Annotated in this window: 10 protein-coding genes; 4 read left to right on the plus strand and 6 right to left on the minus strand. The window is 49.4% G+C overall.

The features are described 5' to 3' along the window. Positions 1 to 54: 54 nt before the first annotated feature. Positions 55 to 276 (minus strand): hypothetical protein, encoded by a 222-nt coding sequence (locus ACO6V5_RS10135; RefSeq protein WP_422413034.1) that lies wholly within the window; start codon positions 274 to 276, stop codon positions 55 to 57. A gap of 269 nt (positions 277 to 545) precedes the next feature. Here ACO6V5_RS10135 and ACO6V5_RS10140 point away from each other — a divergent pair, with 269 nt between their 5' ends. After that, positions 546 to 2,012 (plus strand): hypothetical protein, encoded by a 1,467-nt coding sequence (locus ACO6V5_RS10140; RefSeq protein ID WP_422413036.1) that lies wholly within the window; start codon positions 546 to 548, stop codon positions 2,010 to 2,012. Positions 2,013 to 2,450: 438 nt separating this feature from the next. Beyond that, entirely contained in the window at positions 2,451 to 3,059 is a 609-nt protein-coding gene (locus ACO6V5_RS10145) for a flavin reductase family protein (protein ID WP_422133174.1), read from the plus strand. A gap of 120 nt (positions 3,060 to 3,179) precedes the next feature. Here ACO6V5_RS10145 and ACO6V5_RS10150 read toward each other — a convergent pair whose 3' ends face one another. From ACO6V5_RS10150 to smc, 5 genes are all read right to left on the minus strand, one after another. After that, positions 3,180 to 3,764, minus strand: a complete 585-nt coding sequence (locus ACO6V5_RS10150; protein ID WP_422133173.1) for a hypothetical protein — start codon at positions 3,762 to 3,764, stop codon at positions 3,180 to 3,182. 3 nt (positions 3,765 to 3,767) lie between these two features. Continuing rightward, positions 3,768 to 5,810 (minus strand): NAD-dependent DNA ligase LigA, encoded by a 2,043-nt coding sequence (gene ligA, locus ACO6V5_RS10155; protein ID WP_422133172.1) that lies wholly within the window; start codon positions 5,808 to 5,810, stop codon positions 3,768 to 3,770. Positions 5,811 to 6,005: 195 nt separating this feature from the next. Next, positions 6,006 to 7,088: a cell division protein ZipA gene (zipA, locus tag ACO6V5_RS10160; RefSeq protein ID WP_422137582.1), complete on the minus strand. Its 1,083-nt coding sequence runs from the start codon at positions 7,086 to 7,088 to the stop codon at positions 6,006 to 6,008. A gap of 217 nt (positions 7,089 to 7,305) precedes the next feature. After that, entirely contained in the window at positions 7,306 to 7,488 is a 183-nt protein-coding gene (locus ACO6V5_RS10165) for a hypothetical protein (protein WP_422133170.1), read from the minus strand. Between the two features lie 92 nt (positions 7,489 to 7,580). After that, a complete protein-coding gene (gene smc / locus ACO6V5_RS10170) occupies positions 7,581 to 11,090 on the minus strand; it encodes a chromosome segregation protein SMC (RefSeq protein WP_422413039.1) in 3,510 nt (1,169 codons plus the stop codon). Positions 11,091 to 11,206: 116 nt separating this feature from the next. Here smc and ACO6V5_RS10175 point away from each other — a divergent pair, with 116 nt between their 5' ends. Next, a complete protein-coding gene (locus ACO6V5_RS10175) occupies positions 11,207 to 11,380 on the plus strand; it encodes a hypothetical protein (protein ID WP_422413041.1) in 174 nt (57 codons plus the stop codon). A 68-nt stretch (positions 11,381 to 11,448) separates the two neighbouring features. Further along, entirely contained in the window at positions 11,449 to 12,432 is a 984-nt protein-coding gene (locus ACO6V5_RS10180; protein ID WP_422413043.1) for a transposase, read from the plus strand. Positions 12,433 to 12,685: the final 253 nt, after the last annotated feature.

Below are 12,685 nucleotides of genomic sequence, written 5' to 3' on the forward strand. Positions count from 1 at the left end.
TGAAGGATGAAAAAATCCACTCACCAGAATATGCGAAACCAACTGGCCAGGTACTTAGCCCCTGACATCAGAAATATCGCAGGATACCGGTGTTTTATCCTGAGTGGCTTTGGAAGTCGGCAAATCAGAATGACAGGCAACATCAAAGCCTGCCGAAGACCATGTGCTCACGGAAGCAAATCCCAGTTGATAACGCTTAGCAAACACATTCGAACATCTGTGGGAAGCGGCTGGATCAACGTCTATCAAGCCCCATGCCTCGTCTCTGCCTTTCAATCCAAATGCTCCCCGGAATGCCAAACGTGAACACCCTGCACGAGATGGTTATTCAGGACGAACAAGATTAGGTTTTTGTGCTGTGGGTGGGGCTTAATATTTACCCTGAGACCTGTGATTAAAATCAATGTGTAAACGTTGCCAATGGAGAGGTTTTTTTTATTAAATTCTGAAAAGTTTTTACAGCACTGAACGGAACAATTTTTTTGATGGATAAGTATAAATACAGAGACTAGACTTCTTCTCGATTGCTTCAAGGGGTCCTGAGCATGATCACGCTGAAACACTATTTATTAGCCCGATTAGTCGTCCCTTTACTCCTGTTGATGGCTTTGTTTGCAGAAGCCCGGACGACTCAATCTCCAAACGTCAACTCTTCTCCAGCCACAACCTCTTCTTCTACAGCACCCTATTCTCCTCTGCCGACAGTATTGTGTGACTCTCTTACGGGACTAACGACGGGGGTTATTCAGCGGCTGAACCAGTACAGCAAACTTTTTAGTGGACGACAGTGTATTGTTCTCACTGCTGATCCGACAGGGGAGACAGAAGATCTGAGTGAGACGATCAAACGGATTCCTGAAGACACTGTTATACTGCTCTCTTCCGAGACTCTGTCTACTGCGCCATCTACTTCTACATCCTCTCTCCCTCCGGTGGATAAAACCCAGGTTGAGTATCTTATTGATAAAGCAATAGTTTTGAAGAACGGTCAGGACATCATTGGTGCAGCAGACGATGGTTTTGAAATAGTTATCAGAGTTGATGCAGGTTTTAGAGATCTATCTATGGTCTTAATTGATGACATGCACGATTTCGATAAAACCAGAGACAGTCACATAAGGCATGTTACTTTCCAGCCCGTTGGACCTGATAACAATGTGGGGGCTTTTTCTATTATTTATGCTGGTTGTTATAACCGGAAACTGATTGTAGAAAATAACCTGTTCCATGTGTCTGTCAGACGGGCCGGACTTTACTTCTCTTGCGCAGGACCCCTTGATGCATCGGTGAACCAGAGTTCGGGCCTGCGGTTTGCCACTAACATCATGATAGGTAAATCCATACTCTACGACGGGAGGGATATTGTTCCCAAAGGGATAGATATTTATTATGCCGGTACGCAGCAGTTACAGAAGATCGCTGTTATTGGAAATACATTCAAGGGCGAGATGGCACACGCGGGTGACTTTTACCTACCGGCAGGGAGCAGTATGGATATTTTCAGAAACATTGTTGATATCAACAACAATACTCTGGGCAAGAAACCTCTTCCAACAGGATTAGCTCGTTTTAGAGATGGTTTCCTTCTCAGAGGTAGTTATGATACTAAAGTCAACTTGGTACCTCCTCTTTTTAATCTGGCAGGCAATCGGATACGCTCAAAAAATACAGCTATAGGTATCGAAGGACACATTAAACTGGCACTGGCCTGTAACCATCTCAAGGCGGTCAATCCGTGGCGACAATATCCACCTTCATGGTGGTGGCGACCACAACAATACGGCTTGAAAGCCGTTGATCCACTACCATTGGCAGGAGAGTGTAAAGGCACTGCGGATTCAACCGGTGCCATAGTAACGCCCACTTCAGCGAAAGTCTGCCAGGTTTTCAATACCTGGAGGTCTATCAATGGTTCCATGATCAATCCTTTGAGTGGACTGGACAGCCTTGATGGTCAGCTATTCAGTCTTGATGGTCAGTTATTTTTGATTTATGAGTCTGCCCCTCGGTGACTGTTGTTTCCTACAACACGAGCTCTGAGGCCGACGAGGCCCGCACGGTGTCCACTTAAACACCTTCAACCATTTTCCCCTGGCAGACGGTCGTTAAACTTCTGGAAAACGGTATTCCGCTTTCCAAACTCACAGGAGGTCACGCCATGGAATACCTATACGAATGAGATAAAGCATACGATCAGGCTTGTTATTTATACGGGCTTGTTTGAGAATTGGCTGAAGCTTCAACCAGTGCTTGTCACAGAGCATGAGGCGGGGCATAAAAGATTCGTATCAGGGCTTGTGGGAACTGCAATGATACGGGTCTGTGAACCTTTCTCAAGCCTGCGAACAAAACCTCAAAAGCCCCCGGGGCCACCAAAGCCCGAATTCGATTGAAAAGTATAAGAAACAGCTTGCAAAAACAGAGAGCTGATTTTTCCAGGGAAGCGTGTTATGCACCTTAACGTAGAAGAAATGTCTGATACACAAGCCTATCACTTATTGACCCAAACTGTGATTCCCCGGCCTGTGGCCTGGGTGCTCACTGCCAATGAAGAGGGCGATTTTAATCTGGCACCGTTTTCATTTTTTACCGCAATCAGCAGTAACCCACCGCTGATTATGTTTTCTGTCGGAAGTAAGCCCTCTGGCGAAATAAAAGACACACGTCGCAATATTTTGCGTAGCAGATCGTTTGTTGTTCATATTGCACCTTCCTCATTAGCAGAAGAAATGACTGAGACAGCTCGAACGCTGGACTATGGCCAATCTGAATTAGAGCGTATTCATCTGACAACCAACAATGATTGGCAACAATCACTGCCTCGCTTATCTGAATGTGATATCGCTTTGTACTGCCAACTCTATGAGTATCAGGAAATCGGCAAGAACAAACAGGGACTTGTATTCGGCGAAATCAAACAAGCGTATCTGTCGGAGAAAGTCGCATCTAAAGGCGAACGGCTGGTCATTGATGCAACTCAGGTAGATCCCATTTCTCGACTGGGTGGTAATGATTACGCTGCGCTGGGTAAGATCATTACCATTCAGCGACCCGTTTAACTGGCGCTATTTTTCGGGATGAAAGTCATTCAGAGGCCTTTGATGATCTCTTGAAGAAAGCGAAAATGACGATAACGTCCCGAACTGCGATCAGTCGCTGAATCCTTGGAGGCTTCTTGCTCAAAGACGGCAACGTCGAAGCTGGGCACCGTAGTTTGAGGCTCGGCTGTGCACTTTTTTAGAGGTATTCAACAGCCAGGTTTTTTTCTTGTGACTACCCCGTTTGTAGCCGCCCCAACCCTCATGGTAATTCAGGTACAGCAGATCGGTATGCCACAGAGAGACACCATTGATAGTACGCGTTTTATGGGTATACCAGCCAATAAAATCAATGGCATCCTCAAAGTCATCCCGCGCCTTGAACCAGCCACCATTCTCTTTCAGATACATCTCCCAGGTGCCGTCCAGGGCCTGGGCATAGCCGTAGGCCGATGAACTTCTGGGCAGTGGTATGAACAGGAAACGGGGTCTGGGGGGCCTTACATCATGACGATAAGCGGACTCCTGATACATAATAGCCATCATGACCTGGATGGGAGTCCCCCATTTTTCATTGGCTTTTTTAGCATGGCGATACCAGCTACGCTTTTCTTTAAAAATACTACAGAGGTTATGAGGGTTGGCAGGTGGTGTTGTACTGGTGGCACAGCCGGTCAGCAAAAGAAATCCGGCTATGGTTACGATCAGTGCCAACCTTCGTTTCACTTATCAAACTCCCCATTCCTTCAGCAAATGAGCAAACTCATCTTCTGTGACGACACGAACGCCGAGATTTTGAGCTTTAGTCAGCTTGGATCCTGCCTTTTCTCCGGCCAGTAACGCCGTGGTTTTTGCTGAAACAGAGCCGGTGACTTTGGCTCCCAGCTTCTGTAATACAGCCTTGCCTTCATCACGGGTCATAGTGAGCAGGGAACCTGTCAGCACCCAAACCTCACCTGCCAGTGGTTGAACCACGTCGGCTTCCGGTTCGGCTTCTTCTTCCCAGTGCACCCCAACCTTCAGCAGTTCATCAATCACTTCAAGATTATGTTCCTGCTTAAAAAACTTTTCAATATGAGCGGCAACGACCGGGCCAACGTCATCCACTTCCTGTAACTGCTCAAGGGTCGCTGACCTGATCGCCTCAAGATCACGATAATGAGCCACCAGACTCTGGGCAGTCGCTTCACCTACCTCACGAATGCCGAGGCTGTAGATAAATCTGGCCAGTGTCGTTTTCTGACTAACCTTCAGAGCATTGATCAGGTTAGTGGCTGATTTCTTACCCATGCGCTCCAGGGATGCAACAGGCTCTACTCCGAGCTTGTGGAGATCAGCGACAGTATTCACAAGACCTTTGTCGACAAACTGCTCCACCAGCTTATCACCCAGGCCATCGATATCCATGGCTTTTCTGGAAGCAAAGTGCTTGATAGCTTCCTTACGCTGGGCGGAACAATAAAGACCGCCGGTGCATCGGGCTGCTGCTTCGTCTTCATCTCTTTCAACGTCTGAATGACAAACCGGGCAGTGTTCAGGCAACTCAATATCTCTGGCATCATCCGGTCTTCGGTCGGGAATGACCCGAACCACCTTCGGAATCACATCCCCGGCACGGTGAATCACAACGGTATCACCGATTTTCAGCCCCAGACGTGCTACCTCGGCCATATTATGAAGGGTTGCATTGCTGACGGTGACCCCACCCACAAACACCGGCTCGAGTCTGGCAACCGGGGTAATGGCACCGGTTCTTCCCACCTGGAACTCGACCTCTTTCAGAATGGTCATTTCTTCCTGGGCGGGAAACTTGCGAGCAATGGCCCAGCGGGGAGCACGGGCGACAAACCCCAGTTGTTCCTGCTGGGCCAGACTGTTGACCTTGTAAACGATACCATCAATTTCGTAGGGCAAGGCTTCGCGCTTGTCTTCCATTCTGGAGAAATATTCAGCGCAGGCAGCAGCCCCTTTCACTACGCGCAGTTCAGGGTTTACCCGCAGGCCCCAGGTTCTAAAACACTCAAGAATATCGGCATGTCTGTCTGGTAACTCACCCCCTTCAACAATGCCGGCACCATAACAATAAATCTCCAGGGGTCTTTTCGCCGTTATTTTTGAGTCAAGCTGCCTCAGACTGCCCGCTGCTGCATTACGTGGATTGACAAACACTTTTTCATCCCTGGCTTTAGCTCTCTGATTGAGTCTTTCAAAACCTTCCCTGGGCATAAAGATTTCACCACGGACTTCCAGACGATCAGGCCAACCATCGCCCAGCAACTTCAGAGGAATAGAAACGATGGTGCGCACATTCAGAGTGATATCTTCACCGGTCCTGCCATCCCCCCGGGTAGCACCTCGCACCAGTGAACCCCTCTCGTACAGAAGGCTGACCGCAATGCCGTCCAGCTTGGGTTCGCAGGCATATTCCACCACTGAACCAGTGCCCAGACGCTCCCGTACCCTGCGGTCAAAGTCATCGAGATCATCCTGGTTAAAAGCGTTATCCAGTGACAACATGGGCAGTTCATGACGAATCTGTCCAAACGCCGACAGAGGTGCGGCGCCCACACGCTGGGTGGGTGATTCAGGTGTGACCAGCTCCGGAAAGTCCGCTTCGATGGACTTCAGCTGTTGCATCAGGCGATCATAACTGGCGTCGGCAATGACGGGATCGTCGATTACATAATAACGATAGTTATGATCATCAATCTGTTCTCGCAGCTTCTGAGCTTGTTGTTCGGCTTCCTTGAGAGAGAGCTTAGTCTGGGTCATGATTCTGTTACTTAAGCGGCCTGAAGTGATTGTAAACAGCCTTGAGCTATTAAACTGACAATTCCCGGGAGGTACGAAGCCGTCTCTGGTTCCCTCGCCGACGTCGAAGGAGCCTGATCGCGAGGAAACGAGATGTTGGAGTTTTGCGACCCTCAGTCCGGGAGAGGATTTGGATTGATGAAGGCTAGAAAGAAATCAGTCAACCATCTTCTGGGTTAACTGTTTTCTTTCGAAATCACGAATGCGTTGACGATAGTGCTCCAGCGTCTGTTGAGTCAGTACACTGAAGTGCTCGTCTTTTAGCTCTCCACCCAGATCCAGTGCTAACTGACGAACCGTTTCTTCCATCAGCATAAACGATTTGAGTGGCTCACGGGGCCCCGGCAATCCCATAAAGATACTGACTGCCGGTGTATCAGTCGATTCCAGTTTGCCGATGTCAAAAGTGCCCGGCTCTACCCCGTTTGCCATGCTGAACAGAATCTGCCCGGTTCCATCTTTGTTGGCATAACGATGAAAGATCGACATATCACCATAGCGCATGCCCGAAGCCAGCAGGCTTTGGAGCAACCTTGCTCCGTTAAACTTTTCGCCTCCTTTAGCCAGCAGATTGATGACCAGAACTTCACTGGCAGCAGGACGATCCGCCAGTTTTTCCTGATTGACAGGACGGTGACTTTTTTCCGCTCTTGCAGGTTTGGTCGTTGTAACAGGTGGGACAGCCACCTGGAGTTCTTCAACAAACCCGGGCGTCAAAGTAAAGCTTTCCTGCACAGGTGTGCGCTCTTCAACTCCGGGGGCTGGTTTTTCAATCTCTGGAGTGGGCTCTTCAACTCCAGCTCCGGGCCCTGCAGAAAGCACTTCCGAGACATCATCCACCTGGGTCAGGACGGGTAAGGGTTCCGACGCTTTCTGAACCTCTGGCGCTTCGACAGGCTGCGCCTGCACCGATGTCACTGGCCTGGCAGGCGCTACTATTTCTGATTCAAGACTGGATATTTCCGGCTCGATTCGCTCCCTTACAGGCAAATGGGATGATTCTTCCGAACGTACCCAGCCCTTGACTGTTTCCAGCTTCTGGGGGCTTCCCTCAGACTTTCTGGCTCCACCATTGGGCAATTCACTACCAAATTCGTCTTCGTTACCTTTTACATCTTCAAGACCGAAAGACAGTTCTGACGCTCTTTTTCTAGCCAGACGCATACGGCGGTATCCATCAGCCAGAACGCCAATAATGACGACGATTCCGATTACTACCAACCAATCTCGTAAACTCATGTCCATGCCGCCTGCTTACCCAATGGATTGTTGCTGCCTGAAAATCAACAACCCGAAAACGCAAAAAAATCTGAAAATTGTAAATCAGTAAAATGTGCTACTATATTACAGCAAAAAATCTTGTAATCAGACCGTTGTCTATGACTATTGTCCAAGACTGCTGCTGAAACACGTCCTTGATCGTTACTTTCACATCGCTGTTCGGAAAGTGCCAGAATCAGGACAAACGAATCGCTCTGACCTGAAGCCCTATTCTGGCGAGTATTTGTTGTCCCTTCAAGCGCAGACCACGGATATCATTAACAATCTTCTTCAGGCACCTGGCCAAATGGGCAGGCACCTGAATAGTGATAACTTTTTCCAGCCGCCAGTGCAACTCTGTAAACAGTTCACCATTCACAAGAGGGTTGCACAGCAACAAATTTCCGAATCTTAACAACGAATAACAAACCAATATATTAGAAAACAGCCTGTAAAGACTGTTCCCGAGACTCAGAGTTCTGCCATGGCTGCGGCCTCTTCCACATCCACAGATACGGGCCTGGAGACACCGGGTTCCTGCATCGTTACACCCACGAGTTGATTCGCTGCCTGCATGGCGATCTTGTTGTGAGTGATATAGATGAACTGAACCTTGTCACTCATTTCCGAAACCATTTTGGCGTAACGGCCCACATTGGCATCATCCAATGGCGCATCCACCTCATCAAGCATACAGAAGGGTGAGGGGTTCAACTGGAAGATGGCAAAAACCAGGGCAATCGCCGTCAGCGCTTTTTCACCACCAGACAGCAAATGAATGGTACTGTTCTTCTTACCCGGTGGTTGCGCCATAATCGCCACCCCGGTATCCAGCAAATCTTCACCGGTCAACTGCAGATATGCCCGGCCACCGCCAAAGACTCTGGGGAACAGCTCCTGCAAACCGGAATTGACCTTATCAAAGGTCACTTTAAAACGCTGGCGGGTCTCCCGGTCGATTTTGCGGATAGCATTTTCCAATGTTTCCAGTGCGGACTCCAGATCCTGGTTCTGTGCATCCAGATAGGTTTTGCGTTCCGACTGGGTTTCGTATTCTTCGATCGCTGCCAGGTTGATCGCTCCCAGCCTTTCAATCCGCGCCTGCAGTCTTTCCAGCTCCTGCTCCCAGGTTTTCTCGGTGGCTTCTTCCGGCATGTTGGCCAGAACGGTATCCAGATCAAACTGGTCTTCCCGCAATTGATCCGACAAGGTCGTACGCCGGACCTGCATGCCTTGCCAGTCCATTCTTAATTTCTCAAGTCTTGAACGGGCCGTCTGGGCTTTTTGCTCAGCTGACTGTCGGCTCCTTTCCATTTGTTGCAGTCGTTGTTCAACGTCTTCCAGTTCGCTGCGAGCCTTCTGCATGGCTTCCTCTTCTTCCAGCCTTCTGGCCAGAAGAATCTCCAGCTGTTCCTGCAACTCTCCTTCAGGAGAATGGTACTCTGACAGTGACGCCTGAAGCAACTCCCGGCGCTCCCGCAGCTTTGTGGATTGCTGGCTGAGTCGCTCGATAGCTGCCCGCAGGGATTCCGCCTGACTGTTGATGGTTTGCTGCCTCAAGGCCAGCTGATGCAGACGATCCTTATCCTGACGGGAAGTCTGCCGCAACTGTTCCAGCTTCTCCCGGCCCTTCTCTCTTTTTTCCAGCAAATCCTCTTTCAGACCACTGTCCATTTCCATTCGATCCAGAGCGTCCTGAAGTCGCAAACGAGACTCTCCGATACTTTCCTGTTCAGCCTGACTGAGCTCCTGACATTCAGCAATCTCGTGCTGAAGTCGGGTACGTCTTTCTGAAAACTGCTCGAGCCTGACTTTTCGGGCACCGAGATCCGCTCTGACCTCACCCTGGGTTCGGTTAAGCTCAGTGATCTGGTGTTGAGTCTGCTGTCGGCGGGTTTCCAGCTGCTCGGCCAGAGTTCTGGCATCAGCCAGACGTTCTTCTACCTGCAGGCTAAGCGCTTCCAAAGATCCCATCCGGCTGCCAAGCTCTTCAAGCTCCTGCTGACGGGCCAGAACACCGGAGTGATTGTCTGTTTCACGACAAACTCTAAGCCAGTTTCTGGACAGCCAGATACCCTCTCTCGTGACGATGGATTCGTGAGCCTGCAGGGAAGCTCGAGCAGATAGAGCCGCTTCCAGTGAATCAGTGACATAAATGCCTGCCAATAACCCTTTGGCCTCACTGCCTGACTGTACTTTGCTGGCCAGGCTATCCAGTCCCCCTTTGCCACTCTCAGTGACCTGATGGGCAGAAGCATCCAGCAAAACCGCTGTGCCCTGTTCCAGAGAATTCAAAAACCCTGCAACAGGGTCCAGATCATCCACACAGAGTGCCTGCAGGCTTTCTCCAAGAACGGTTTCAACGGCCAGTTCCCAGCCTGACTCCACCTGCAGTTTTTCGGCCAGCCTGGGTGCCGATGCCAGTCCATGCTGCTGCAACCAGACCATGACCTCGGTGTCCTGCCCCATAGCCGCCTGCTGCAGAGCTTCCAGAGAAGCATGACGCCCTCTGATCATACTCAGCTCATTGCGATGGCTGTCACGATCTTCCTGTGACTGATCAAATTGAAGGCGGGTTTCCTCTATGTCTGAGGTAACCTCTTCCAGTTTCAGTTCGTGATTTTCGCGAGTCAGCTCCAACTCGGTCAGCTTTTCGGAGAGCAATTCCATCTCTTCAATGTCTTCACCACCGCCAAGACTGCTGCTCTCTTCACGCAGACGCTGTTCACGCTCCTGCAAACGCTCCAGTACGGTTTCAGCATGTTGAATCCTGGACTGTTCTACTTCAGCCGCCTTCTGAGGCTCATGGGAGCGTTGATTAAACTGATCCCATTCCTGTTGCACACGATGCACTTCCGCTTCCACCTGGGCAAGGGAGTCACCGGACTGGTACTCCTGCTCCTGAAGCATCTCCAGCTCAGGCTCAATCTGCAATTTTTCTGCTTCCAGAATTTCCAGCTGAGACTGATCTTCAGCCATCTGTTCACGGGCTTCCTGCCAGCTTTGTTCAAGCTGTTGCAGGTCGTGGCTCAGTTCTTTGGCGCGCTCTTCTTTGTGGCGAAGCGTCTGCTCAATCCGGGTGATTTCATTGCCCGTGCCATAATACCTGGCCTGGGTTTCATGGAAATGATCACTCAGCTCCATTTGCTGGGCGCGGTCTTTTTCCATCCCGGCGTCGGAAGAGCGCTGTTCACTGACGGCAGCTTCCAGCTGGACTTCCAGCTCGGAAATCACATGTTCCTGATTCCTGACCTTTTCATCGATGCCGTGCCAGCGCAGGGCCTGAAGCTGGGCTTTTTTCAGTCGTTCATCGGCCTTGTATTCTTTGTACTTTTCTGCCGCCTCGGCCTGTCTCTGCAAATGCCCGAGACGACGCCCCAGCTCCTCACGCAGGTCAGTCAGTCTTTCAAGGTTTTCATTGGTTCGGCGAATGCGGTTTTCTGTCTCACGGCGGCGCTCCTTGTACTTGGAGATACCGGCAGCTTCCTCAATAAAGACTCTGAGCTCTTCCGGCTTGGACTCAATCAGCGTGGAAACGATACCCTGACTGATGATGGAGTAACTGCGCGGACCCAGGCCGGTTCCCAGAAAGATATCCATAACATCTTTCCGGCGACACTTGTTGCCATTGAGGAAGTAAAAGTTCTTGGCTTCCGAGGTGAGCATCCTGCGAACTGAAATCTCGCTGTAGGCAGCAAATTCGCCAGTGACCCGACCTTCGTTGTTATCAAAGATCAACTCTACCGTCGCCTTTGCTGAAGGCTTGCGACTATTGGAGCCCTTGAAGATAACGTCGGTCATGGATTCACCACGAAGGTGCTTGGCAGAAGATTCCCCCATAACCCAGCGCACGGCGTCAATAATATTGGACTTGCCGCAGCCGTTGGGACCAACGACACCGCACATATTGGAGGGAAAATGAACCGTTGTGGGATCCACGAAGGATTTGAAACCGGCCAGTTTGATCGATTTAAGACGCATCTTTTCCTTAGTTCGTAGCTATCAGGACCACAGCTGCCTGGTTATCAGTAGGTAACAATTCTCTACGAGTGTACACAGATTATGCCCATCAGGAAAAGTCGTTGTAACCGAAAGCTTTGATCATCAGCCTTCAGGCAAGTTCAGCAAGAAATAAAGAAAAAAGAAAAAAAAAAGAAAAGAAAAAAAAAGACACCCATGAAAAAGAAAACCAAAAGAAAAAAAAAAGACACCCAAACACACCCACAACAAGAAAAAAAGAAAAAGAAAAAGAAAAAAAAAGACACCCATAAATTTGCTTTACCATACACATAGTCTACTTTTGACCTACAACTGATTTTTTGCCCAGACAGGTGAGTTCATGGCCCAAGCTCGCAATACCCTGATTGATCCCAGCTCAACTCCTTACTACCACTGCATGGCAAGATGTGTTCGTCAGGCTTACCTCTGTGGAGAGAACCATCTGACTGGCAAGAATTACGAGCATCGCCGCCAATGGGTGGTGGATAAACTTCGGGAACTGGTTTCAGTCTTTGCTATCGAAGTCTGCGCTTACGCTGTCATGTCAAATCATTATCACGTGGTTTTGCACATCAATCAGTCATCTGCCAGAGGCTGGTCACGGAATGAAGTGCTTCATCGTTGGACGACCTTGTTTGCAGGTCCACTACTTGTACAAAGGCATTTGGCTGCTGACAAACTGGACAGCGCTGAGCTGACCCGTTTCGATGAATATGTTGAAGAATACCGGCGTCGTTTAACGGATATCAGCTGGTTTATGCGCTGCCTGAATGAACATCTTGCTCGTGAGGCCAATAAAGAAGACCAGTGTAAAGGACGCTTCTGGGAAGGACGCTTTAAAAGCCAGGCATTGCTGGACGAAGCAGCGTTACTGACCTGCATGACCTACGTTGACTTGAATCCGATTCGGGCTGGAAAGCTAGAAACACCGGAAGAGTCAGAGTACACGTCGATTCAGGAACGGGTGGAGCAGGTTACACATTCCGAGACTAAAAATCAGCCGCTGACCCTAAAACCTTTTTGTTTGCAGGGTCAGAATACGGACGTTGCCCTTCCCTACCTTCTTCACGACTATCTGGAACTGGTTGACTGGAGTGGCCGCATTGTCAGGACAGATAAGAAAGGTTCCATCCCGTCGTGTACCCCTCCTATTCTTCAAAGGTTGGACATTGATCCGGATGAGTGGCTGAAAACCATGCAATGGAATAATCGTTTTTATCGGGCAGTTGGCCGTCTGGAGGCGATGAAGGCTTACGCACTTGAAGCCGGACAGAAGTGGCTTCAAGGCTTAAACGTCTGTAGCCGTTTGTACCTGACAGGTTAGCGTAGAAGTCAGTTAAGAAATTAAACACTTTCTCTTTATCCCCCCTCGACTTTAAGTTGGAATAAGTTTGTGTTGTCTGAATCATGGCCTGAGCAGCCTCTGTTCGTGGGATGCTTCTGTATGGCTCGCTGATAGACTATTCGAAGATAGGTTTTTAGATCCTTTTTTAGGAATACAGTTTTTAGATGTCTTAATTATTTAATGGGTGTCTTTAAATCGATCAAACTGGCCGGTTTCAAATATTTTTTATTTT

This window comes from Endozoicomonas sp. ALD068 (genome assembly GCF_049310145.1).
Lineage (GTDB): Bacteria > Pseudomonadota > Gammaproteobacteria > Pseudomonadales > Endozoicomonadaceae > Endozoicomonas_A.

What these genes read in the sequence shown, in the direction of transcription:
- zipA (WP_422137582.1), bottom strand. Translation starts at nt 7,088, where the DNA reads ATGAGTTTACGAGATTGGTTGGTAGTAATCGGAATCGTCGTCATTATT.
- ligA (WP_422133172.1), bottom strand. Translation starts at nt 5,810, where the DNA reads ATGACCCAGACTAAGCTCTCTCTCAAGGAAGCCGAACAACAAGCTCAG.
- ACO6V5_RS10145 (WP_422133174.1), top strand. Translation starts at nt 2,451, where the DNA reads ATGCACCTTAACGTAGAAGAAATGTCTGATACACAAGCCTATCACTTA.
- ACO6V5_RS10180 (WP_422413043.1), top strand. Translation starts at nt 11,449, where the DNA reads ATGGCCCAAGCTCGCAATACCCTGATTGATCCCAGCTCAACTCCTTAC.
- ACO6V5_RS10140 (WP_422413036.1), top strand. Translation starts at nt 546, where the DNA reads ATGATCACGCTGAAACACTATTTATTAGCCCGATTAGTCGTCCCTTTA.
- smc (WP_422413039.1), bottom strand. Translation starts at nt 11,090, where the DNA reads ATGCGTCTTAAATCGATCAAACTGGCCGGTTTCAAATCCTTCGTGGAT.